At 69.7% G+C, this 24299-nt stretch carries 20 protein-coding genes and 1 tRNA gene; 9 read left to right on the top strand and 12 right to left on the bottom strand.

Translation table 11 applies throughout. The features are described from left to right. The 10 genes from RT91_RS09345 to RT91_RS09300 all read right to left on the bottom strand — a co-directional run. Positions 1-1992, bottom strand: a 1992-nt coding sequence (locus RT91_RS09345; RefSeq protein ID WP_035186980.1) for a primosomal protein N', incomplete at its 3' end; no start/stop codon positions are given. Positions 1993-2007: 15 nt separating this feature from the next. Then, positions 2008-3102, bottom strand: coding sequence for a redox-regulated ATPase YchF (gene ychF / locus RT91_RS09340; RefSeq protein WP_035186978.1), 1095 nt, complete (start codon positions 3100-3102; stop codon positions 2008-2010). Between the two features lies 1 nt (position 3103). Continuing rightward, the gene (pth, locus tag RT91_RS09335) at positions 3104-3682 is read right to left on the bottom strand and encodes an aminoacyl-tRNA hydrolase (protein ID WP_035186976.1); all 579 of its coding nucleotides are present in this window, start codon (positions 3680-3682) and stop codon (positions 3104-3106) included. Between the two features lie 18 nt (positions 3683-3700). Beyond that, positions 3701-4354: a 50S ribosomal protein L25/general stress protein Ctc gene (locus tag RT91_RS09330; protein WP_007421907.1), complete on the bottom strand. Its 654-nt coding sequence runs from the start codon at positions 4352-4354 to the stop codon at positions 3701-3703. Positions 4355-4484: 130 nt separating this feature from the next. Next, positions 4485-5279: an LPS export ABC transporter ATP-binding protein gene (gene lptB / locus RT91_RS09325; RefSeq protein ID WP_011942411.1), complete on the bottom strand. Its 795-nt coding sequence runs from the start codon at positions 5277-5279 to the stop codon at positions 4485-4487. After that, entirely contained in the window at positions 5276-6247 is a 972-nt protein-coding gene (locus RT91_RS09320; RefSeq protein WP_007421909.1) for an LptA/OstA family protein, read from the bottom strand. Before RT91_RS09320 ends, lptB begins: the two co-directional genes overlap by 4 nt. Then, complete coding sequence (gene lptC / locus RT91_RS09315; RefSeq protein WP_035186973.1) at positions 6244-6984, bottom strand: LPS export ABC transporter periplasmic protein LptC; 741 nt, start codon at positions 6982-6984, stop codon at positions 6244-6246. The genes RT91_RS09320 and lptC overlap by 4 nt, the downstream gene beginning before the upstream one ends. Further along, positions 6981-7985, bottom strand: a complete 1005-nt coding sequence (locus tag RT91_RS09310) for an SIS domain-containing protein (RefSeq protein WP_007421911.1) — start codon at positions 7983-7985, stop codon at positions 6981-6983. Before RT91_RS09310 ends, lptC begins: the two co-directional genes overlap by 4 nt. A gap of 81 nt (positions 7986-8066) precedes the next feature. Continuing rightward, the gene (locus RT91_RS09305) at positions 8067-8723 is read right to left on the bottom strand and encodes a ribonuclease D (protein WP_007421912.1); all 657 of its coding nucleotides are present in this window, start codon (positions 8721-8723) and stop codon (positions 8067-8069) included. Positions 8724-8761: 38 nt separating this feature from the next. After that, a tRNA-Leu gene (locus RT91_RS09300) sits at positions 8762-8847 on the bottom strand. Positions 8848-8997: 150 nt separating this feature from the next. On the opposite strand from RT91_RS09300, the gene RT91_RS09295 reads away from it, so the two are divergent. The 3 genes from RT91_RS09295 (at position 8998) to gltB (ending at position 16121) form a co-directional block, all read left to right on the top strand. After that, positions 8998-9948 carry a complex I NDUFA9 subunit family protein gene (locus RT91_RS09295; RefSeq protein ID WP_007421913.1) on the top strand — a complete coding sequence of 317 codons (951 nt, stop codon included), beginning with the start codon at positions 8998-9000 and terminating at the stop codon, positions 9946-9948. Positions 9949-10125: 177 nt separating this feature from the next. Then, on the top strand, positions 10126-11577 hold the full coding sequence (locus RT91_RS09290; protein WP_011942408.1) for an NAD(P)-dependent oxidoreductase: 1452 nt from the start codon (positions 10126-10128) through the stop codon (positions 11575-11577). A gap of 5 nt (positions 11578-11582) precedes the next feature. Beyond that, positions 11583-16121 (top strand): glutamate synthase large subunit, encoded by a 4539-nt coding sequence (gene gltB / locus RT91_RS09285; protein ID WP_011942407.1) that lies wholly within the window; start codon positions 11583-11585, stop codon positions 16119-16121. Between the two features lie 15 nt (positions 16122-16136). On the opposite strand, the gene rdgB is transcribed toward gltB, so the two are convergent. Further along, the gene (rdgB, locus tag RT91_RS09280; RefSeq protein ID WP_011942406.1) at positions 16137-16724 is read right to left on the bottom strand and encodes an RdgB/HAM1 family non-canonical purine NTP pyrophosphatase; all 588 of its coding nucleotides are present in this window, start codon (positions 16722-16724) and stop codon (positions 16137-16139) included. A gap of 7 nt (positions 16725-16731) precedes the next feature. Further along, positions 16732-17463, bottom strand: a complete 732-nt coding sequence (gene rph / locus RT91_RS09275; RefSeq protein WP_007421918.1) for a ribonuclease PH — start codon at positions 17461-17463, stop codon at positions 16732-16734. Positions 17464-17529: 66 nt separating this feature from the next. Here rph and hrcA point away from each other — a divergent pair, with 66 nt between their 5' ends. The 6 genes from hrcA to RT91_RS09245 all read left to right on the top strand — a co-directional run bounded on the left by hrcA (position 17530) and on the right by RT91_RS09245 (position 24265). After that, on the top strand, positions 17530-18633 hold the full coding sequence (gene hrcA / locus RT91_RS09270; protein WP_007421917.1) for a heat-inducible transcriptional repressor HrcA: 1104 nt from the start codon (positions 17530-17532) through the stop codon (positions 18631-18633). Next, positions 18630-19070 carry a MaoC family dehydratase gene (locus RT91_RS09265; RefSeq protein ID WP_035186967.1) on the top strand — a complete coding sequence of 147 codons (441 nt, stop codon included), beginning with the start codon at positions 18630-18632 and terminating at the stop codon, positions 19068-19070. Before hrcA ends, RT91_RS09265 begins: the two co-directional genes overlap by 4 nt. 146 nt (positions 19071-19216) lie before the next feature. Continuing rightward, positions 19217-20254 (top strand): sugar-binding transcriptional regulator, encoded by a 1038-nt coding sequence (locus RT91_RS09260; RefSeq protein ID WP_035186966.1) that lies wholly within the window; start codon positions 19217-19219, stop codon positions 20252-20254. A 40-nt stretch (positions 20255-20294) separates the two neighbouring features. After that, complete coding sequence (locus tag RT91_RS09255; protein ID WP_035186963.1) at positions 20295-21785, top strand: FGGY-family carbohydrate kinase; 1491 nt, start codon at positions 20295-20297, stop codon at positions 21783-21785. Between the two features lie 12 nt (positions 21786-21797). After that, on the top strand, positions 21798-22817 hold the full coding sequence (locus RT91_RS09250) for a zinc-binding dehydrogenase (protein WP_035186960.1): 1020 nt from the start codon (positions 21798-21800) through the stop codon (positions 22815-22817). A gap of 98 nt (positions 22818-22915) precedes the next feature. Next, a complete protein-coding gene (locus tag RT91_RS09245; protein ID WP_035186958.1) occupies positions 22916-24265 on the top strand; it encodes an ABC transporter substrate-binding protein in 1350 nt (449 codons plus the stop codon). The last annotated feature ends 34 nt before the right edge of the window (positions 24266-24299 follow it).

The following is a 24299-nucleotide window of genomic DNA, read 5'->3' as shown; positions in this document are numbered from 1 at the left end:
GGGGGCCGGCGCCGGGCCGAGCACCTGCACGCCATCGCGCGGCTGGGTACGGGCGAGGGCGGCGGCGGCGGCGGCGGCGGTGGCGGCCTCGTCGGCGCTGACGATCAGCGCGGCGAGCCTTCCGAAGGGCGGCCAGTGGCCCGGCGCGCGCAGATCGGCCTCGGCGCGGCGGAATCCGGCGAGGTCGTTGCCGATGAGGGCGCGCATCACCGGATGCTCCGGCGCGTAGGTCTGCAGCAGGACACGGCCGGGCAGGCGCCCGCGCCCGGCGCGGCCGGCGACCTGGTGCAGCAACTGGGCGCTGCGCTCGCCGGCGCGCAGGTCGCCGCCGCCGAGGCCGAGATCGGCATCGACCACGCCGACCAGCACGAGGTCGGGGAAGTGCCAGCCCTTGGCGATCATCTGCGTGCCGATCACGAGGTCGATCTCGTGGGCGACGATGGCGCGCAGCGCCGCCTCCGCCTGCTCGGCGGTGGTGATGGCGTCGCTCGCCATCAGGATGGTGCGGGCGGCGGGGAACAGCTCGGCGACTTCCTCGGCGATGCGTTCCACGCCGGGGCCGATCGGGACGAAGCTCTGCTCCGCCGCGCATTCGGGGCATTTGGCGGGCACCTGCGCGGCGTGACCGCAATGGTGGCAGAGCAGGTGGCCGGGCCGGCGGTGTTCCACCAGCCAGGCGGTGCAGTTCGGGCAGGTGAGCCGGTGCCCGCAGCCGCGGCAGAGCGTGAGCGGCGCATAGCCGCGGCGGTTGAGGAAGAGCATCGCCTGGCCGCCGCCTTCCAGCGTGGTCTCCAGCGCGCCGGCGAGCACGGGAGAGAGAAAGCGGCCGCGCGCGGGCGGGGCGGCGCGCAGGTCGATCGCCTCGATCGCCGGCAGCCTCGCGCCGCCATGGCGGGCGGCGAGGGTGATGTGGCGGTAGCGGCCGGCTTCGGCGTTCACCGCCGATTCGAGGCTCGGCGTGGCGGAGGCGAGGATGACGGCGCAGCCGGAGATCCGCCCGCGCACCACCGCCATGTCGCGCGCATGGTAGGTCACGCCGTCCTCCTGCTTGTAGGCGGCCTCGTGCTCCTCATCGACCACGATCAGGCCGGGATCGGCGAAGGGGAGGAACAGCGCCGAGCGGGCGCCGAGCACCAGCTTCGCCGCGCCGCTCGCGACCGCGTGGTAATTGGCGCGGCGGGTCGCGGGTGTCAGCCCGGAATGCCACAGCGCCGGCGCCGCGCCGAAGCGGGCGGCGAAGCGCGCGGCGAACTGGGCGGAGAGCGCGATTTCCGGCACCAGCACCAGCGCCTGCCGCCCCTCCCGCAGGCAGGCGGCGATGGCCTCGCAGAACACCTCGGTCTTGCCCGCGCCGGTAACGCCCTCGAGCAGCGTGACCTCGAACCGCCGTGCGGCGACCGAGGCGCGCAGGGCGGTGGCGGCCTCTTCCTGTGCCGCCGACAGCGCGGGCGGCGCGTGGTCGGGGTCGGGCAGCGGAACAGACGGATCCCGCACGGCGGGGCGCAGCAGCCCGGCATCGGCAAGGCCGCGCACCACGGCGGCGCCGGTGCCGGCCGCGGCGGCGAGCTCGGCGGTGGTCGGGCGGTCGAGCGTCGCGAGCGCATCGAGCACGCGCTGGCGCGTGGCGGTGATCCGCCCGGACGGCGCTGCGCCCGCCGCCCAGCCGGCGCGCGGGGCGGGCGGGTCGAGCAGGCCGGTCTTGAGGGCGAGGGCGAGCACCTCGCCGCGCGGCGCCATGGTGTACTGCGCGACCCAGTCGATGAAGCGGCGGAGCGGACCGGGCAGGGCAGGGGTGGCGATAACGGCGTGCAGCGTCTTCAGCCGGGCCGGCGCGATGCCCGGCTCCGGCGCGTCGTCCCACACCACGCCATGCACGATGCGCCGGCCGAGCGGCACGGTGACGACGGCGCCCGGCGGCGGAGGCGCCTCGCGCGCCTCATAGGTGAAGGCGGCATCGAACGCGTAGGGCAGCAGCACGGAGACCAGCGCCATCAGGCGCGGGCCGGGTCAGACGTTGAAGCGGAACAGCAGGACGTCGCCATCCTGGACAATATAGTTGCGCCCCTCGATTCGCAGCTTGCCGGCCTCGCGCGCGCCGGCCTCGCCGTTGCAGGCGACGTAGTCGTCATAGGCGATGGTTTCGCAGGCGATGAAACCGCGCTCGAAATCGCCATGGATCACGCCCGCCGCGGCGGGGGCGGCGGTGCCGCGCGTGATCGTCCAGGCGCGGGTCTCCTTCGGGCCGCAGGTGAAATAGGTGATCAGGCCGAGCAGGTCGTAGCCGGCGCGGATCACCCGGTCGAGCCCGGAATCGGCAAGGCCCAGCCCGTCGAGGAACTCCTCGCGCTCGCCGGCCGGAAGCTGCGCCACCTCGGCCTCGATCGCGGCGGAGACGATGACATGCGCCGCCCCCTGCGCCGCCGCCATCTCGGCGACGCGGGCCGACTGCGCGTTGCCGGTCGCGGCCGAGGCTTCCTCGACGTTGCAGACATAAAGAACCGGCTTGGCGGTGAGCAGCTGCAGCCGGCGCACCGCCTCCTCCTCGCCAGCGGGAATCGCGGTGCGGGCGGGCCTTCCGTCTTCGAGGACTTTCAGAAGCGGCTCGATCAGGGCGAGCTCGGCGGCGGCGGCGCGGTCGTTGCCGCGCGCCTTCTTCTGCAGGTTAGGCACGCGCTTCTGCAGGCTTTCGAGATCGGCCAGCATCAGCTCGGTCTCGACCGTGTCGGCATCGCGCAGCGGGTCGATATGCCCCTCGACATGGGTGATGTCGTCATCCTCGAAGCAGCGAAGCACGTGGATGATGGCATCGACCTCGCGGATATTGGCGAGGAACTGGTTGCCGAGACCCTCGCCCTTCGCCGCCCCGCGCACGAGGCCGGCGATGTCGACGAATTCGAGGCTGGTGGGAACGGTCTTCACCGACTTGCCGATCTTCGCCAGCACGTCGAGCCTGGGGTCGGGCACGGCGACGCGGCCGACATTCGGCTCGATCGTGCAGAACGGATAATTCGCCGCCTGCGCCGCGACGGTCGCGGTCAGCGCGTTGAACAGGGTCGACTTGCCGACATTGGGCAGGCCGACGATGCCGCAGTTGAAACCCATCTCAGGCGGTGTCCTTGGTCAGGAGGGCGACTTTCGTCATGAAATCTTCCGGCTTGCCGGCGGCGAGCAGGGGGGCGGCGTCGGAGACGGCTTCGAGCGTGTCGACCAGCCAGTCCTCGTCCGTCTTCGCGAAATTGCCGAGCACATGGCCGTGCACCCGCGCCTTGTCGCCCGGATGGCCGATGCCGAGGCGCACGCGCCAGTAGTCCTGGGTGCCGAGCGTGCGGTCGATGCTGCGCAGGCCGTTATGGCCGGCCGCGCCGCCGCCGCGCTTCACCCGCACCTTGCCGGGGATCAGGTCGAGCTCGTCATGAAAGACGGTGACGGCGTCCGGCGGCAGCTTGAAGAAGGCGCTGGCCGGCTGCACCGCGCGGCCCGACTCGTTCATGTAGGTCAGCGGCTTGAGCGCGACGATCTTCTCGCCGCCGACGCTGCCCTCGCTCACGAGGCTGGAAAAGCGCTTCCGCCACGGCGCGAAGCCGTGGCGGTCGGCGATCACGTCGATCGCCATGAAGCCGATATTGTGACGGTTCCGCGCCATCCCGGGTTCGGGATTGCCGAGGCCGACCCACAGCTTCATGGCGAGGGTTCCGCGATATTACTTCTTGCCGCCCTTGGCAGCGCCCTTGGCGGCACCCTTGGCCGGCGCGGCGGCGGCGCCCTCGGCCGGGGCCGCCTCGGCCACCACGGTCGGCGGCGCGATGGTCGCGATCACGAAGTCACGGTCGGTGATGGTCGGCTTCGCCTCGCCGGTGCCCTTGAGGTCCGACCAGCGGATATTGTCGTTGATGTCGAGCGGGCCGAGATCCGCCTCGAAATGATCGGGGATGTGATCCGGGTCGCACAGCACCTCGACGGCGTGGCGCACGACGTTCAGCACGCCGCCGCGCTTCATGCCGACCGAGATCAGCTCGTTGAGGAAGTTGACGTTCACAGCCACCCGAACCGGCTCGCCGGCGGCGAGGCGCTGGAAGTCCACATGCTCGGGCTGGTCGGTGACCGGATGCAGCTGGATGTCGCGCATCAGCGCGCGGGCCTTGCCCGAAGCGGTCTCGATCTCGTAGAGGCGCGAGCGCCAGCCGCCGCGCTTCATCTCGCGCAGCACGATGCGCGGGTCGAGCGCGATCAGGGTGGGTTCCTGCTTCGCCCCGTAAATCACCGCCGGCACCTTGCCGGCCCGCCGTGTCGCCCGCGCCACCCCCTTGCCGGCCCGCGCGCGATCCTCGGCCGCAATGGTCTCGAACTTGGCCATTCTTCGCTCCATGAACTCAATGAAAAAAACCGGCCTCCAGGGGTGCCGGCAGGGTTCGCCTAGCCCATCGGGGCGGGCGTGACAAGTTTTGTCGCCGCATGCGCGCCATCCGCGTGGCGGCGGGGGCGGGTCAGAGCATGAAGCGGTCGCCGAGATAGACGCGGCGGACCTCGGGATGCGCCACCACCTCGTCCGGCGCGCCTTCCATGAGGACATGGCCCTCGTGCAGGATATAGGCGCGGTCGATCACTTCCAGCGTCTCGCGGACATTGTGGTCGGTGATGACCACGCCGAGGCCGCGCTGCTTGAGCTGGGCCACCATGTCGCGGATCTCGCCGACCGCGATCGGGTCGATGCCGGCGAGCGGCTCGTCGAGCAGGATGTAGCTCGGCCCGGTGGCCAGCGCGCGGGCGATCTCGACCCGCCGGCGCTCGCCGCCGGACAGGGCGAGGGCCGGCGTGCGGCGCAGGTGCGAGATGCCGAATTCGGCGAGCAGGGCATCCAGCATGGCCTCGCGCCGGTCGGGATCGTTCTCCACCACCTCGAGGGCGGCGGTGATGTTCTGTTCGACCGTCAGGCCGCGGAACACGCTGGCTTCCTGCGGCAGGTAGCCGATGCCGAGCCGCGCGCGGCGATACATCGGCAGGGTCGAGATATCGGCGCCGTCGAGCATGATCGATCCGGAATCCGGCTGGATCAGCCCGACGATCATGTAGAAGGTCGTGGTCTTGCCGGCGCCGTTCGGGCCGAGCAGCCCGACGGCCTCGCCGCGCCGCAGCGTGACCGAGACGTTGCGCACCACGGGACGCTTGCGGAAACTCTTGCCGAGGCCACGCGCGACCAGCCCCTGCTCGGCCAGAGTGCCGGGAACGGGGAAGCGTTCGCGAACGCCGCCCTCGATGACGCGAAGCTGCTCCTTCATCATTTCGCTCTGGCGCCCGATTGCGGCGATTTCGCGGCACCGGGTTTTGCGGCCGGCGCCGAGTCCGGCAGGATGAGGCCCTCCACCCGATGGCCGGGAGCGGAGACCAGCGTCGCCACCCCGGTCTTCATGTTGACCTGGGCGATGTGGCCGGCAAGCTCGTTCGGGCCGTGGGTGATGTGGACATTGCCGGTGAGCACCGCGATTCCGGTGGCCGGATGATAGACGCCGTGATCGCCGGTCGCGACATCGGTCTGCGTCGTCACGACGACATGCCCCTCCGCCACCACCTTGCGCAGCTGGCTCGCTTCCGCCGTGGAGCCCGCCGGTGGCGTGCCGCCGGCTTTCGGCGCGGCGGGGGCGGCGGTGAAATAGCCGGTCAGCCGGTCGGCGGTGACGGACCGGCCGTCCTTGCCGACCACTTTCGCATGGCCGATCGCGACCGCCTTGCGGGCCTCGGACCAGTATTGCAGCGCCCTGGTGGCGGTGACCGTCTCGGTCGGGGTGATCAGCCGCAGGTTGCCGCCGGTCAGCACGAGTTCGTGGCGGGCCATGTGATAGACCGCGAGATCGCCGAAGGCCTGCTCGGTCGCGGTGAAGATGTGGACATGGCCCACCGCGTCGAGCTGGGTGATCTGCGACGCGCCGGAATCGAGGCCGCCGAGGCCTCCGGCCGAAGCATCAGGTTTCGCCGCCGGCGTCGGCTTTGCCGCGCCGCTGGCCGGCTTCGGGCTGTAATGGGCGACGAGTTCGTCCGCCGTCACCGTGACCTTGCCGCGCACCGCCCTGGCATTGCCCTTCGCGGTCACGATCCGGGTCTTCTGGTTCCAGGAAATGCCGTTCTGCGCCGTGATGTCGATCGGCGCCGGCTGGCCGCCGGCGGTGCCGAAACCGAGCGACTGCGCGCTGGCGCCGGCGGGAAGGGCGGCCACGAGCAGGAGCGCCGTGAGCGGCGCCGCCAGCGGCCTCATGAACCGCCTCCGGCACCCGTGGCGGTCGATGACGGATCCGCCTGGTCGAGCACGAGATGCGAAGGCCCGGTGAAAGTAATGATCTGGCCGCGATTGCGCGCGGTGAAGCCCTGCGCCGAGGTCAGCGTTCCGAACGGGCCGAAGGCGCTGACCGGGTCGTGCCCGTCGGCGGTGCCGGCCTGGATGTCGATCGTTGCCTGGCGCGTGCGCATGGTGGTGCCGTCGGCGCGGTAGAGCGTCACCTTGCCGGCCAGGTCGAGACGCTGGGTCTTCTGGTGATAGACGCCGTTGCGGGCATCGAGCATGAACCAGGCGCCACCTTTCGTCGTGATGTCGCCTTTCGGCCCGGTCAGGCTCAGCCGGTCGCCGCCGGTCTGCACGGCGTGGCGCGCGGTGATGGTGAATTTCTCGCCGCGCGCGTCCACGCCGCGATATTCCGCCGTGCTCATCCGCGAGAGGGCGGCGCCCGAGGCTTGCGGCAATTCGCGATAGGTGACCCGGCCGAAGCTCGCGCCGCTGCGCAGGTCGGGGAAGATCACGATGGCGAAGAGCAGCACGGCCGCGATCGCCGGGAGAACGATCTTGGCGATGCCGACGATGCGCCGCTGCCGGCCGAGGGCGGCGCGCTGGCGGTCACGCGCGTGGGCCAGGGCGGCGAACAGCCCGTCGGCCTGCGAGAACAGCGTGCCGTGCCGCTGCGGCTTGCCGGGCTGGTCGGGGGTGCGCGCGGTGTTCATGCGACACCCGCCCGCAGCAGGTCGTGCATGTGGACGATGCCGAGCACCCGCCGCGACTCGTCCACCACGAACAGCGACATCACCCGCGGGGTCAGCGCCGTCATGTCGTGCAGCGCCTCCTCGGCCAGGCGTTCGGGCCCGATCACGCGCGGGCTGGTGGTCATGATGCGGCCGACCTCCCGCGTCAGCAGATCCGGCGCCATGGCCCGGCGGAGGTCGCCGTCGGTCACCACGCCGAGCAGGCGGCGTTCGCCGTCGATGATGCCGAGACATCCGAAATGCTTTGCGGTGATCAGCAGGATCGCCTGATCCATGCGCGTGTCCGGCCCGGCGAGCGGCACGGCCTCGCCTTCATGCATCAGGTCGCGAACGCGCCGGAGCCGGGCGCCGAGCTTGCCGCCGGGGTGGAACAGGCCGAAATCGGCGGCGGTGAAGCCGCGCCGGGCGAGCAGGGCAACGGCGATGGCGTCGCCGAGCGCCATCTGCATCGTCGTGCTGGTGGTCGGCGCCATGCCGATCGGCCCGGCCTCGGGGGCGGCGGGGAGCAGCAGCACGAGGTCGGCGGCGCGGGCCAGGGTGCTCTCGGCGCGGCTGGTGATCGCGACCAGCGGCAGGGCGAAGCGGCGGACATGGGAGACGATGGCCGCGAGTTCGGCGGCCTCGCCGGAGTTCGACAGGGCGATCACCGCGTCGCCCGGCACGATCATGCCGAGATCGCCGTGGCTCGCCTCGGCCGGGTGGACGAACAGCGCCGGCGTGCCGGTGGAGGCGAGGGTGGCGGCGATCTTGCGCGCCACATGGCCGGACTTGCCCATGCCGGTGACGACGACGCGACCGGCGATGTCTGCCAGCGTCGTCACCGCCGCGGTGAAGCCTTCGCCCAGCGTTGCGGCCAGGGCGTTGAGCGCGGCCGCCTCGGTCGCGAGCACGTCGCGCGCGATGGCGAGATCGTCGGTGGCGGCCGTCGGGGACTGATCGCGGCGTGGAGGGGCAACAGGCATGGTCTGTCCGCTCGTCATGGCCTTGTATGTGACGATGCGCCGCGCCGGGTCAACAGAATGACGCGCGGGGCGGGGCCGCCGTCAGCGATGGCTGAAAATGTCGGGGTCCTCGAAACCGAGCAGATCGAGCTTCGCGCGCGCCGGCAGGAACCGGTAGCACGCATCGGCCAGTTCGCGCCGCCCCTCGCGGACCAGGAGGGCTTCGAGCCGCGCCCAGATCGCATGCAGGTGCAGCACGTCCGACGCCGCATAGGCGCATTGCTCGGGCGAGAGCTCGGCCGAACCCCAGTCGCTGGTCTGCTGCTGCTTGGAGATCTCGATGCCGACGAGGTCGCGGCAGAGATCCTTCAGCCCGTGGCGGTCGGTATAGGTGCGGACCAGCTTCGAGGCGATCTTGGTGCAGATCACCGGCGCGGTCGTCACGCCGAGCGCGTGATGCAGCATCGCGAGGTCGAACCGGGCGAAGTGGAACAGCTTGGTCACGCCGGGATGCTCGAGCAGGCGCTTCAGGTTCGGGCAGTCGGCGCCGCGCCCGCCCAGGGCGGGCGGGACGATCTGCACGAGATGCGCGCTGTTGTCGCCGGCGGAGAGCTGCACGAGGCAGAGCCGGTCGCGCCGCGGATCGAGGCCCATCGTTTCGGTGTCGACGGCGACCACGGGGCCGAGATCGAGCCCGTCCGGAAGGTCGTGGCGATGGATGTGGATGGTGGCGCCGGCGGCAAACTGGGTCTGGCTCATCGGCCCATCACGATCCCGCACGCGGGACTATTGAGAGTTGGTGCCCAGGAGAAGACTCGAACTTCCACAGCCTTGCGGCCACAGGTACCTGAAACCTGCGCGTCTACCATTCCGCCACCTGGGCAAGGAGGCTAACCGCGCCGCACCGGCGCGCTTCGGTGAACGGGGCTGTAGCGAAGCGGCGCCCTGCCGTCAATCCGCCTTCGTGCGGGAGGCGGTTGTCTTGCGCGGGCCAGTCATGCGAACAGAAGGCACCCATCAAAAGGAGACCCTCATGGCATCGCGCAAGGTTGCAACGGTTTTCGGCGCATCCGGCTTCATTGGCCGCCATGTCGTGAAACGCCTGGCCGCCGCGGGCTGGGTGGTGCGCGCGGCGATGCGCGATACCGAGGCCGGCGCCTTTCTCCGCCCGCTTGGCGATGTCGGCCAGATCGTGCCGCTCTATGCTCCGCTCGACAACGAGGCGGCGTTGCGCCGCGCGATCGAGGGGGCGACCTGCGTCATCAATCTCGTGGGAATCCTGGCCGAACGGCGGCGCGGCGATTTCGACCGGGTGCAGCACCAGGGGGCGGCGAGAATCGCGACGCTCGCGGCGGAGGCGGGGGTGCGCGCGCTCGTGCACGTCTCGGCGATCGGCGCCGATCCGAAGGCGGCGAGCCAGTATGCTCGGAGCAAGGGGCTGGGCGAGGCGGCGGTGCGGGCGGCCTTTCCTGCGGCGACGATCCTGCGCCCCTCGATCGTGTTCGGGCCGGAGGACGGGTTCTTCAACCGCTTCGGCGCGATGGCGGCGCAACTGCCGTTCCTGCCGGTGATCGAGGGCGAGACGAAATTCCAGCCGGTGTATGTCGGCGACGTCGCCGATGCGGTGATGGCGGCGATCGACCGGCCCGAACTCGCCGGCGCAACCTACGAGCTCGGCGGCCCCGAAGTGCGGAGCTTCCGCGACCTGCTGGCCTATATCAACGCGGAAACCGGCCATCACCGCGCCCTGATCGGCGTGCCGCGCTGGGCCGCCTGGTTGCAGGCTTCGGTGCTCCAGCGCCTGCCCGGACGGTTGCTGACGACCGATCAGCTCCTGCTGCTCCGGCGCGACAACGTGGTCGCGCGGAACGCGCGGACGCTGGCCGATCTCGGCATCGTCGCGACGCCGATCGACCTTGTCGTCCCCTCCTACATGCGGCGCTACCGGCATGGCGGCGGGCGTCCGACTGGCGGCGAAGCGTGATAGGTCTCAAACGGGACATAATTTTCTGTCACAAAACCGCGGTGACGAGGGCGCAGAGCTGGTAATCGAGCATATATGGCAGTTGATATGACTTAACATCGAATTATTGCTGGCAATCTCCGTTCCCGTGAGCTAGATACTGCCGGAAACAGCTATCCACGGAACGGAGTTGTGCCGATGACCGAGCACATGCAGCAATTCGTGCGTCTTGCGCAGCAGCCGCCGGAAAAGCGCGCCGCCGTCGAACGCCGCGAGGATTTCGGCGAGATCTATCGCGATTTCGACCCGAAGGACGCGGCGGCCCAGGCCAGCCGGTGCAGCCAGTGCGGGATTCCGTTCTGTCAGGTGCATTGCCCGCTCGGCAACAACATCCCCGACTGGCTGAAGCTCTCGGCCGAGGGGCGGCTCGAGGAAGCCTACGAGATTTCCGCCGCCACCAACACGTTCCCCGAAATCTGCGGCCGCATCTGCCCGCAGGACCGGCTCTGCGAGGGCAATTGCGTCATCGAGAAGGGGTTCGAGAGCGTGACCATCGGCGCCGTCGAGCGCTACATCACCGACACCGCCTTCGAGAATGGCTGGGTCCGGCCGATCCGCCCGCGGCGCGAGCGCGCGCAGAGTGTCGGCATCATCGGCGCCGGGCCGGCCGGCCTCGCCGCCGCCGAGGCGCTGCGGCGCAAGGGGTATCAGGTGCATGTCCATGACCGGCACGACCGGGTGGGCGGGCTGCTGATCTACGGCATTCCCGGCTTCAAGCTGGAGAAGGAGATCGTCGCCCGGCGGCGCGCCTGGCTCGAGGACGGCGGCATCCATTTCCATCTGAACGAGGATATCGGCGGCGCCCTGAGCTTTGCCGAGCTGCGCGCGCGCTACGACGCGGTGCTGGTCGCCACCGGCGTCTACAAGGCGCGCGAGATCGACGTGCCGGGCAGCCGGCTCGACGGCGTGGTGCCGGCGCTCGACTATCTCATCGCCTCGAACCGCAAGGGGCTGGGCGATGCGGTGCCGGACTATGATTCGGGTGCCTTGAACGCCGCCGGCAAGCGCGTCGTCGTCATCGGCGGCGGCGACACGGCGATGGACTGTGTCCGCACCGCGATCCGCCAGGACGCCGCCGCCGTCACCTGCCTCTATCGGCGCGACCGCGCCAACATGCCCGGCTCGGCGCGCGAGGTCGCGAACGCGATCGACGAGGGTGTCGAGTTCACCTGGCTCTCCGCGCCGGAGGCCTTCGTCGGCGCCGGGCGGGTCAGTGCGGTGAAGGCGGTGCGGATGCATCTCGGCCTCGCCGATGCCTCGGGCCGCCAGACGGTCGAGCCCATCGCGGGTTCGGAATTCACCATCGAGGCCGATCTCGTCATAAAGGCGCTCGGCTTCGACCCCGAGGATCTGCCCGGCGCCTTCAACGAGCCGGGCCTCACGCTGACCCGCTGGGGCACGCTGAAGGTCGATTCGAAGAGTTTCATGACCGCGCTGCCCGGCGTGTTCGCCGCCGGCGACATCGTGCGCGGCGCCAGCCTCGTCGTCTGGGCGATCAAGGACGGCCGCGATGCCGCCGACGCCATGCACGCCTATCTCGAAACCGCCGCCGCGCGCCCCGACGGCGCGCTCGCCACCGCCGCGGAGTGATGACCATGACCCATGAAACCGCCTCCGAATTTCTCGCCGCCTGGCAGCGCAACACCACGGCCCTCGCCGGCAGCTACGATCCGGCGCAGGAACACGATGCCTGCGGCGTCGGCCTGATCGCGGCGCTCGATGGCCGCAAGCGGCGCGACGTCGTCGTCGCCGGAATCGACGCCCTGAAAGCCGTCTGGCATCGCGGCGCGGTCGATGCCGATGGCAAGACCGGCGATGGCGCCGGCATCCATGTCGAGATTCCGCAGGATTTCTTCGCCGATGCGGTGGAGCGCGGCGGCGACCGCATGCGCCGCGGGCCGATCGCGGTGGGCATGGTGTTCCTGCCCAAGACCGATCTCGGCGCGCAGGAGCGCTGCCGGCAGATCGTCGAGACCGAGATCCTGAATTTCGGCTACCGCATCTATGGCTGGCGCCAGGTGCCGATCGACGTCTCCTGCATCGGCGAGAAGGCGAACGCGACCCGCCCCGAGATCGAGCAGATCATGGTGTGGAACGCGCTCGGCAAGTCCGAGGAGGAGTACGAGCGCGACCTCTACGTGATCCGCCGGCGGATCGAGAAGGAAGCGATCGCGGCGCAGATTCCCGAGCTTTACATCTGCTCGCTCTCCTGCCGCTCGATCATCTACAAGGGCATGTTCCTCGCCGAGAGCCTGACGGAGTTCTACCCCGACCTGCTCGACGAGCGGTTCGTCTCGCGCTTCGCGATTTACCACCAGCGCTATTCGACCAACACCTTCCCCACCTGGCGGCTCGCCCAGCCGTTCCGCTGCCTTGCGCATAACGGCGAGATTAACACGCTGGCCGGCAACGTGAACTGGATGAAGAGCCACGAGACGCGCCTCGCCGCCGGCGCGCTCGATGATTATCTCGGCGACATCAAGCCGGTGATCCAGGCCGGCAGTTCCGACACCGCGACGCTCGATGCCGTCTTCGAACTGCTGGTGCATGGCGGCCGCGACGCGATGATGGCGAAGACGCTGATGATCCCGCCCTCGATCGGCGCCGATGCGACGATGAAGGCCGCGCATCGCAACCTGATCAGCTATTGCAACGCGGTGATGGAGCCGTGGGACGGGCCGGCCGCGATCACCGCGACGGATGGCCGCTACGTCATCGCCGGGCTCGACCGCAACGGGCTGCGGCCGCTGCGCTTCACCCGCACCAGCGACGGGCTGCTGATCGTCGGCTCGGAAACCGGCATGGTCAAGCGCGAGGAGGCGGAGATCGTCGAGCGCGGCCGCGTCGGGCCGGGCGAGACCATCGCCGTCGATCTCGCCGATGGCCGCTTCTACCATCATGCCGAGCTGATGGACGATCTCGCCGCCCGGCAGGATTTCGGCGCCTGGACCGCCGGCATCAAGGTGATCGACCATATCGTGAAAACCGATGCGCCGGAGCCGGTTCTCTTCGAGGGCGAGGCGCTGCGCCGCCGCCAGCTCGGCGTCGGCTACACGCTGGAGGAGCTCGAACTCATCCTGCATCCGATGGTCGAGGACGCCAACGAGGCGACCGGCTCGATGGGCGACGACACGCCGATCGCCGTGCTGTCGGAGCGTTATCGCGGGTTGCATCACTATTTCCGCCAGAGCTTCAGCCAGGTCACCAACCCCGCGATCGACAGTCTGCGCGAAAGCCGCGTGATGTCGCTGAAGACGCGGCTCGGCAATCTCGGCAACGTGCTCGACGAGGATTCCAGCCAGTGCGATCTGTTGCAGCTGGAAAGCCCGGTTCTCTCGACCGCCGAGTTCGACGCGATGCGCCGGACGATGGGCGACAATGCCTGCGTGGTGAACTGCACCTTCCCGGTCGCCGATGGCGAGGGCGGGCTGCGCGCCGCGATCGAGCGGATCCGCCGCGAGGCCGAGGAAGGCGTGCGCGCGGGCTGCACGCATGTCATCCTCACTGACGAGACGTTTGACGAGGCGCATGCGCCGATCCCGATGATCCTCGCCACCGGCGCCGTGCACACGCATCTCGTCCGCCAGTCGCTGCGGACCTTCACCAGCCTCAACGTGCGCGCCGCCGAATGCATGGACGTGCATTACTTCGCCGTGCTGATCGGCGTGGGGGCGACCACGATCAACGCCTATCTCGCGCAGGAAAGCATCGCCGACCGGCATCGCCGCGGCCTGTTCGGATCGATCAGCCTGAAGGAGTGCATCGGCCGCTACAAGAAGGCGGTGAACAAGGGATTGCTCAAGGTGATGTCGAAGCTCGGCATCTCGGTGATCTCGTCCTATCGCGGCGGCTACAATTTCGAGGCGATCGGACTCTCGCGCGCGCTGGTGGCGGAATTCTTCCCCGGCATGCCCTCGCGGATTTCCGGCATCGGCCTGCCCGGCATCGCCCACAAGATGCTGGAACTGCACCGCACCGCCTGGGATTCGGATGCCGTCACCCTGCCGGTCGGCGGCGCCTATCGCCTGCGCCGCAAGGGCGAGACGCATGCGTTCGACGGGCAGATGGTCCACATGCTGCAGACCGCGGTCGCGACCGACAGCTTCACGCTGTATCGCAAATACGCCGATGCGGTGAACGCCCAGCCGCCGGTGGCGCTGCGCGACCTGCTCGATTTCCGCAGCGAGGGGATGACGCCGATCCCGGTGGACGAGGTCGAGAGCATCACCGAAATCCGCAAGCGGCTTGTCGCACCGGGCATTTCGCTCGGCGCGCTCAGCCCCGAGGCGCACGAGACGCTGTCGATCGCGATGAACCGCATCGGCGCGCGCTCGGATTCGGGCGAGGGCGGCGAGGACGCGGCACGGGCGACGCCGCGGCCGAACGGCGATAACGCGTCGTCGGCGATCAAGCAGATCGCCTCGGGCCGTTTCGGCGTGACGGCGGAATATCTCAACAACTGCCGCGAGATCGAGATCAAGGTCGCCCAGGGTGCCAAGCCCGGCGAGGGCGGCCAGCTGCCCGGCTTCAAGGTTACCGAGCTGATCGCCAAGCTCCGGCATTCGACGCCGGGGGTGATGCTGATCAGCCCGCCGCCGCATCACGACATCTACTCGATCGAGGATCTCGCCCAGCTGATCTACGATCTCAAGCAGATCAACCCGCAGGCGACGGTGTGCGTGAAGCTCGTCTCGCGCTCGGGCATCGGCACCATCGCGGCCGGCGTGGCGAAGGCGAAGGCGGATGCGATCCTGATCTCCGGCCATTCCGGCGGCACCGGCGCCTCGCCGCAGACCTCGATCAAATATGCCGGCCTGCCCTGGGAGATGGGCCTGTCGGAGACACATCAGGTGCTGATGCTCAACCGGCTGCGCCACATGGTGAAGCTGCGCACCGATGGCGGCATCAAGACCGGGCGTGACGTGGTGATCGCGGCCATGCTCGGCGCCGAGGAATTCGGCATCGGCACCGCCTCGCTGGTGGCGATGGGCTGCATCATGGTGCGCCAGTGCCATTCCAACACCTGCCCGGTCGGCGTGTGCACGCAGGACGAGGCGCTGCGCGCGAAGTTCGAGGGCACGCCGGAGAAGGTGATCAACCTGTTCTCCTTCATCGCCGAGGATGTGCGACACATCCTCGCCTCGCTCGGCGTCCGCCGGCTCGAGGACGTGATCGGCCGCACCGACTACCTGCACCAGATCTCGCGCGGCTCCGAGCTGCTCGACGATCTCGATCTCAACGCGCTGCTCGCCCAGGCCGACCCCGGCCCCTATGCGCGCTTCTGCACGCTGCAGGGCCGCAACGAGGTGCCGGAGACGCTGGATGCGCAGATGATCGAGGATGCGACACCGTTCTTCGAGCGCGGCGAGAAGATGCAGCTGCAATACGGCATCCGCAACACGCATCGCGCGATCGGCACCAAGTTCTCGGGACAGATCGTGCGGCGCAAGCGCGGCGCCGACCTGCAGGCCGACCACGTCACCGTGCGGCTGCGCGGGGCGGCGGGCCAGTCGCTCGGCGCCTTCGCGGTGCGCGGGCTCAAGCTCGAGGTCTTCGGCGATGCCAACGACTATGTCGGCAAGGGCCTGTCCGGGGCGACCATCGTGGTGCGGCCGGCGCCGTCCTCGACGCTTGTCAGCCAGGATAACACGATCATCGGCAATACCTGCCTCTACGGCGCAACCTCGGGCCGGCTGTTCGCCGCCGGCCAGGCGGGCGAGCGCTTCGCGGTGCGCAATTCCGGCGCCGTGGCGGTGGTCGAGGGGGCAGGGTCGAATGCCTGCGAATACATGACCGGCGGAACGGTCGTGATTCTCGGGCCGGTGGGCGACAATTTCGGTGCCGGCTTCACCGGCGGCATCGCCTTCGTCTACGATCCGGCCGCCGATTTCGAGCTGCGGGTCAACCCCGACACGCTGCTTTGGAATCGGGTGACGGAGGCCTACTGGGCGCAGCATCTGCGCGACCTCGTGACCGAGCACGCGCGCGAGACGCAGAGCCTCTATGCCGAGCGCCTGCTCAACGAGTGGGAGCGCACGCTGGCGCGGTTCTGGATGGTGGTGCCGCGCGACTATGCGCGCTTCCTGCCGGTTCCGATGACGGCGCCGGCGGTGGAGAAGATTCCGGCCGAGTAACCGGCCGGAAGATCTTCAGCCGAGATGCGCCGCGGCGAACTGCCGCAGCGCCCGGTAGCGGTGGCTGATCGCCGATTTTTCCGCCTTGTCGAGTTCGGCGAAACTGCGCGTCTCGCCGAGCGGCACGAAGACCGGATCGTAGCCGAAGCCGCCATCGCCGCGCGGCGCGGGGGCGATGCGCCCGCGGCACCAGCCGAGATAGGTGAAGGTCCGTCCTTCGGGTGTCGCGAGGCAGATGGCGGCGGCGAAGGCGGCGCGGTCGTCCGCCCGGCTGGCGGCGATGATGTTCGCCATCGCCGCGGCATAGCCGCCCGCCTCCTGCGCGAAGCGCGCCGAGCGCACGCCGGGCGCGCCGCCGAGGGCGGCGACCTCCAGCCCCGAATCGTCGGCGATCGCCGCGAGACCGCTCGTTGTCGCCGCCGCGAGCGCCTTGATCCGCGCATTACCGGCGAAATCCGGCGCGTCCTCCACCGGCTCCTTCAGGCCGAGCGCGCCGGAAGATACACAATCGAGCCCGTGCGGGGCGAGCAGCAGGGCGAATTCGGCGAGCTTGCCGGCATTGTGGGTGGCGATCACCACCCGCTGGCCGCGTTCGAGCCGCATCGCCGCCTCAGGCCGCATCGAGGGCCGCGCGCTGTGCCGCGAACAACTCGGCGGTGCCCTTGCGGGCAAGGCCGAGCAGGGTGCCGAAGGTCGCCTCCTCGAAGGTCGCCCGTTCGGCGGTCGCCTGGATCTCGACGATGCCGCCCGTGCCGGTGAGGACGAAATTGGCGTCCGCCTCGGCGTTGGAATCCTCGGCGTAATCGAGGTCGAGCACCGGGACGCCCCCGAACACGCCGCAGGAGACGGCCGCAACCTGGCCAATCAGCGGGTCGGTCGCGATCACGTTCGCCTTGCGCAGCGTGCGAATCGCGAGCGCGAGCGCGACCCAGGCGCCGGTGATCGCGGCACAGCGCGTGCCGCCATCGGCGTTCAGCACGTCGCAATCGAGGGTGATGGTCATTTCGCCCAGCGCCGTGCGGTCCACCACCGCGCGCAGCGAGCGGCCGATCAGCCGCTGGATTTCCTGTGTGCGGCCGGACTGCTTGCCGCGCGCCGCCTCGCGGTCGCCGCGGGTGTGGGTCGCGCGCGGCAGCATGCCGTATTCCGCCGTCACCCAGCCCTGGCCGGCGCCGCGCAGGAAGCCCGGCACCCGGCCCTCCACGCTCGCCGCGCACAGCACCTCGGTGCCGCCCATGCGGATCAGCGCCGAGCCCTCGGCATGGCGGGAGAAGCCGGTGACGATCTCCACCTGGCGCAGCGCATCGGCCATGCGGCCGCTCGGTCTCTTGATTTCGGGCATGAAGCCTCTCCTGTCGGCTGAAACGTGTCGCTTGATTTTCGCCCCGCGATACCCGACTCTGGCGCCATGGACCAGACATCCAAGCGTTCCTCCGCCCGCGCCGGTCGGCCAAAGCCGGCGGTCGGGCCGGTGCGGCTGCCGCCGGGGCTTGATGAACGCTCCGCCGCGGTGCTGCGTGAAATCGTCGAGCAATATGTCGAGACCGGCGAGCCGGTGGGCAGCCGCACGCTCTCGCGCCTGCTGCCGATGGGCCTGTCGCCGGCGACGATCCGCAACGTCATGGCGGACCTGACCGATGCCGGGCTGCTGTTCTCGCCGCATATCTCGGCCGGACGGCTGCCGACCGAGCGGGGCTTGCGCCTCTTCGTCGACGGTTTGCTGCATTTCGGCGAATTGTCGGACGAGGAGCGCGAGCGGATCGAGGCGGCGCTCGCCCAGTCCGGCCGGTCGATCCAGGACACGCTCACCGAGGCCTCCGCCCTGCTCTCGGGCCTGTCGCAGGCGGCCGGGATCGTGCTGGCGCCGAAATCGGAAGGGGCGGTCAAGCATATCGAATTCGTGCCGCTGAGTTCCGGCCGCGCCCTCGTCGTGCTGGTCTCGGCGGATGGCCAGGTCGAGAACCGGGTGATCGAGACGCCGCCCGGCGTGCCGCCCTCGGCGCTGCAGGAGGCGAGCAACTACCTCAATGCCCAGCTCTCCGGCCTGTCGCTCGGCGAATTGCGCGTTCGCGTGGCCGACGACATGAGGGCGGACCGCTCGGCGCTGGACGATCTCGCCGCCGGCATCGTCGAGGCCGGTCTTGCGACCTGGTCGGACGAGGGCAGGGGCGGTTCGCTGATCGTGCGCGGCCAGGCGCGGCTGCTCGCCGATGTCGACCAACTGGAAAAACTCGCCTCGGTGCAGCAGCTCTTCGAGCGGCTGGAGGCGCAGGAGACGATGCTGAAGCTGCTCGAACTGGCCGAGCGCTCGGAAGGCGTGCGCATCTTCATCGGCGCCGAAAGCGGGCTGTTCGGCGCCTCCGGCATGTCGATGGTGGTTGCCCCGGCGCGCTCGCGCGATGACCGGATCGTGGGCGCGATCGGCGTGATCGGGCCGACGCGGATCAATTACGGGCGCATCATTCCCGTGGTGGATTACACCGCGCGGGTGATCGGGCGGCTGCTCGGATGAGCCTGTTCTTCGACGATCTGGCGGTGGGCACCCGCTTCGAAAGCGGCACGACGACGCTCGATGCGGCGGCGATCCGGGAGTTCGCCGCGCAATACGACCCGCAGCCTTTCCATCTCGACGATGCGGCGGCGCGGACGACGCTGTTCGGCGGGCTCGCCGCCTCGGGCTGGCACACGGCGGCGGTGACGATGCGACTGCTGGTGGAGAGCGTGCCGATCGCCGGCGGGCTGATCGGCGCCGGGAACGATATCTCCTGGCCCCGGCCGACGCGGCCGGGCGATGTGCTGCGTGTGGTTACCGACGTCGTGGAGATGACCCCCTCCGCCTCGCGCCCCGATCGCGGGCGGGTGGTGATGCGGTCGGAAACGCTGAACCAGAACGGCGAGGTGGTGCAGATCCTGCTCGCCCGGCTGGTGGTGCCGCGGCGCGCGCCGTAGCGATCCATCCGCGACCGAGCACCATGCCAGGGCGACGCCGGTCCGGCGATGAGGCCGCCGGCGCGGCGCGCCCGGTCTTGACGCTGCCGCCGCAAGTATGATTATTTTTTTATCGATAGCAGAAATAATCAATCTCAGGCGGGAACGTGGTCACAGATCGAGGCGACCGGCCATCCGGCGACGATACCGAACTCGTCACCCGGGTGGCGTGGCTCTACTACGAGGCATCCCTGACCCAGGCGGAGATCAGCGCGCAGCTTCGCATTCCGCCGGCGCGCGTGCAGCGGCTGATCGCCGGCGCCGCGCGCAGCGGCCTCGTGCGGATCCTCATCGAGGGCGATCTCGCCGGCTGCCTCGGCCTGGAGCGGACGCTGATCGAGCGCCATGGCCTGACCTATTGCCGGGTCGTTCCCGCGCTGCCCGACGCTCCGGCCGCGGCGGGCGGCGCCGCATCGTCCCGCGTCATTTCCTCGCTCGGCCGCGCGGCGGCGGCGTTTCTTCATGAAACCTTCGCCCGCGGCCAGCATCGTGTCGTCGGGTTCGGGCATGGCCGCACCATGGCCGCGACGGTCGAACACCTGCCGCGCGAGCCGCGGGAGGGGCTGAAGGTCGTCTCCATCATCGGCGCGCTCGCGCAGCGGATCGACGCCAACCCGTTCGACGTGATCCACGCGCTGGCGGAAAAGACCGGGGCGGCGGCCTATCTGCCGCCGGTGCCGTTCTATGCCCAGTCGCGCGCCGATCGCCGGGTGCTGCTGCGCCAGCGCGGCGTGGCCGAGGCGTTCGCCGTGGCGGCGGAGGCCAGTCTCTATGTCATGGGCATCGGCGAGATCGGGCGGACGGCGTCGCTCTGCCAGACCGGCATGCTGCTGCCCGAGGAACTGGAACAGGCGCGGCGCGACGGCGCGGTGGCCGAGGCGCTGGGCTCGTTCTTCGACGCCGGGGGGCGGCGCATCCGCACCGAACTGCATGACCGGCTGATCGGCATCGATCTCGCCGAAAGCGGCGATCGCGAGGTCGTCGCCGTGGCGGGCGGGATGGAGAAGCAGGCCGCGATCGCCGCGATGCTGCGCGGCCGGCTGATCACCGGGCTGATCACCGACGAGCGGACCGCTTCGTCCCTGGTGGCGGACAACGACGACGGCGCGGCGCGTGGCGCGTCCCGCAGGGTGGCGAAGGCGTGACGCGCCGGCGTTTCGCGCGCGCGAGACAGGGAGAACCGCCGTGGAGGCCGTGATCGGGCTCGACTGCAGCACCAGCGCGGTCAAGGCGCTGGCCTTCGACCGGCAGGGAAGCGTGCTGGCCACCGGCCGTGCCCGGCTCCCCTTCGCGCCCGATGCCGAAGGCCGGTTCGAGCAGGACCCGGAAGACTGGTGGCGGGCCTGCCGCGCGGCGCTCGCCGAACTGGCCGCGGGGCTCGACGGGATCGAGATCGCCGGGCTGGCGATCGCCAACCAGCGCGAGACGATCGCGCCGCTCGATGCCGGTTTCCGGCCGGTTCGGCCGGCGATCCTGTGGCTCGACGGGCGGGCGGCGGGCGATGCCGCTGCGATGGCGGAGGCCCTCGGCGCCGACCATCTGCACCGGGTCACCGGCAAGATCCCCGACCCCAATCCGGCGCTTTACAAGCTGGCCTGGATGCGCCGCTGCGAGCCGGAGCGGCTCGGCGCCAGCGCCTGGTTCGCCGAGGTGCATGGCTATCTGGTCCAGCGGCTGACGGGCCGGTTCGCGACCAGCACCGCATCGGCCGATCCGCTCGGCGTCTATGATCTCGCGGCGAAGCGCTACGCGGACGACCTGCTCGACGCGATCGGGCTGTCCGCCGCGCGGTTCGCGCCGGCGCTGCCGCCCGGCACGAAGCTGGGCGGCCTGACCGCCGAGGCCGCGCGCGCGACCGGCCTGCAAGAAGGGCTGAAGGTGATTGCCGGCGCCGGCGACGGCCAGGCGGCCGGTCTTGGCGTGAATGTGATGGAGCCGGGCCGGGCCTATCTCAACCTCGGCACCGCCGTGGTCGCCGGAATGCGGAGCGCGAGCTACCGGGTGGGGCGCGGCTTCCGCACCATGATCGCCGCGGATGGCGAGGGCTATATTCTCGAAACCTCGCTCCGTTCGGGCACGTTGCTTTGCGACTGGCTGACGCGCGACATCTTCGGCGGCGATGCAGCACTGCTCGCCGAGCTCGAACCCGCGGCGGCGGCGCTGCCGCCGGGATCGGACGGGGTGATGATCCTGCCCTATTTCCTGGGGGTGATGACGCCGCACTGGGACGGCGCCGCGCGCGGCGCGATCGTCGGGCTCGCGCCGCATCACGGCAGGGCGCATCTCCTGCGGGCGCTGTACGAAGGCATCGCCCTGGAGCAGGCCGGGGTGATGGCGCGCATCGAGGCCGAGGCCGGGCTCGCCGCGCGCGAGATCGTCGCCATCGGCGGCGGCGCGCAAAGCGACCTCTGGTGCGCGATCCTGGCCGACGCGCATGGCGTGCCGGTGCTCAGATCGGCGACGGTCGAGGCCACCAGCCTTGGCGCGGCGATGGCCGCCGCCGTCGGCGCGGGCTGGTATTCCGGATTTGCCGAGGCCGCATCGGCGATGGCCGGCGCGGTGACCGCGCGCTTCACCCCGGATGCAGGCCGCGCCGCCCTCTATGCCCGCCTGCGCCGCGCTCATGCCGGGCTCTATCCGGCGCTGCGGCCGTTCGGCGCCGCCCCGTTGACCTGAAAGGATACCACGATGAAGGCTCTCTACATCCGCGGCGTGCGGGACATCACGATCGGCGATGCGCCCGAGCCCGTGCCGGGAAACGACCGCATTGCCGTCGAGGTCGCCGGCGTCGGTGTCTGCGGCAGCGACCTGCATTATTACCTCGAAGGATCGATCGGCAGCCAGGTCATCGTCGAGCCTTTCGTGCCGGGCCATGAATTCGCCGCCCGCGTGCTCGAGGCGCGTCCGGAACTCGGCCTTGCCAAGGGCGAACTCATCGCGGTCGACCCCGCCATGCCTTGCGGCCATTGCGAATGGTGCCATCGCGGCGAGATCAATCTCTGCCCCGACACCGTGTTCAACGGCGCGCCGCCCTATCAGGGAGCGATGGCCGAACGCATGGCGATCGAGCCGCGGCAGGTCGTGAAGGTGCCGCAGCATTTCACGATCGAGGAGACGATGATGCTGGAACCGCTCGGCGTCGCGATCCATGCCATCGACCTCGCGAGGCCGCGCCTGCTGGAATCGGTTGCGGTGATCGGTTGCGGGCCGATCGGTCTGCTGATGATCGCGCTCGCCCGCCTCGCCGGCGTCGGGCAGATCCTGGCGATCGATCCGGTAGACTATCGCCGCGCGCATGCCGGCGCGCTGGGTGCCGACCGCGTCAGCGCCGACCGGCACGACATCGCCGCCTGGACCGATGGCCGCGGCGTCGATCTCGTGCTCGAGGCGACCAACGCGCCGGAGGGATTCCAGCACGCGGCCGATGTCGCGCGGATCGGCGGGCGGATCGTCCTCGTAGGCATTCCCGAAGGGGATTCCTACACGCTTGCCGCCGGGGCGGCGCGGCGCAAGGGGCTTTCCGTCAAGTTCTCGCGCCGCATGGGCCATGTCTATCCGCGCGCCATCCGCCTCGTCGCCGAACGGCGGGTCGATGTCGCGCGCATCGTCACGCACCGGTTTCCGCTGGCCGAGGGCGCCCGCGCCTTTGAAATTCAGGCGGCCTGCGCCGATGGGGCGCTCAAGAGCCTCATCCTGCCGAACGCCTGAACGGCCGGATAATTCCGGTTGCAGGCGATGATTAATCCGGGCATATGTGAAAAAATAATCAAGTGTCGCGGCAACCCCGCTTTCAAGGAGGATACGTCATGCAGAGAGTGCTGAAATACGCGCTGGCAGGGGCGACGAGCGCGCTCGTCGGCCTTGGCGCGAGCGCCCCGACCGCCCATGCCTGGACGCTTGCCCAGGCCTCCGCGCCCTACAAGGGCATGACGGTGACCGTGGTCGGGCTCGACCGGCCGAGTTACAAGGCCGCCGAGAAACTGACGCCGGAATTCGAGAAGGAAACCGGCATCCACGTGAAATGGGTGAACTACCCGTACGAGAACACGCTGAAGGCCGAGACGCTGAACTTCGTCTCGCACAGCAAGCAGTTCGACGCGATCCTGACCGACGTCGTCTGGCCGGTGGATTTCACCCGCGCCCACTGGGTCGTCCCGGTCGATCATTTCCTTGCCGACACGGCGATCGCCGATCCCGCCATCGACATCGGCGATTTCTTTCCGGTCTGGCGCCATGCCTTCACGGTGGGCGGCAAGCTCATCGGCCTGCCGTTCGATTCCTATGCCGGGCTGCTCTACTACAACAAGAAGATCCTCAAGGAGCACGGCTTCTCCGGCCCGCCGACCACCTGGACCCAGCTGCTGAACGACTACGCGGCGAAGCTCTACGATCCCTCGAAGAACCTCTACGGCTACGCGCTGCAGTCGGCCCGCGGCGAGACGCAGACGGCCGACAGCTTCACCCGCTTCCTCTGGCCCTGGGGCGGGCGTTACTTCGACGCCAAGGCGAAGAAGATGACGCTGGATTCGAAGGCGGCGATCGCCGGCGAAACCTTCCGCCAGGAGCTGGTGAAATACATGCCGAAGGGCATCATCGCGGATGATCACTCGCAGGTCGTCCAGCTGATGGGCCAGGGGCAGCTGGCGATGATCACCGAATGGTCGGCCTTCTACCCGACGCTCAAGGCCTCCTCGATCGGCAACGATCTCGGCGTCACCGTCGAGCCCAAGGGGCCCAATGGCCGCTACTCGGCCTTCGGCGGCTTCGCCTACATGGTCAGCGCGCAGGTTCCGGCGAAGGAGCAGAACGCGACCTGGCTGTTCATCCAGTGGCTGACCTCCAAGGCGATGGCGCAGCCGCTGATCGAGAACGGCGCGGTGGTCGCCCGCAAGAGCGCCGATACCGACCCGGCGCTCGATGCGAAATATCCCTACCTGAAGCCGATGGTGGAAACCTGGGAAAACGGCAGCGTGCCCGACTGGCGCCCGCAGATCGCCTGCTATCCGTATTTCTCTGAACTGGTCTCCGATTACGGCTCCGAAATCGAGGCCGGCAAATACCCGGTCGCGAAGGGGCTGAAGCTGCTCAACGCCAAGCTCCAGCACTACATGAACTCGACGGGTTGCTGGAATTCGGTCAACCTGCCGAAGCGCTGATCTTCCGGCGCGAACCATGCGCCCCGTCCGGCGG

The sequence above is a fragment of the Acidiphilium sp. JA12-A1 genome, assembly GCF_000724705.2.
Classification (GTDB): Bacteria; Pseudomonadota; Alphaproteobacteria; order Acetobacterales; family Acetobacteraceae; genus Acidiphilium; species Acidiphilium multivorum.
This window is presented reverse-complemented; position numbering and strand designations above follow the sequence as displayed.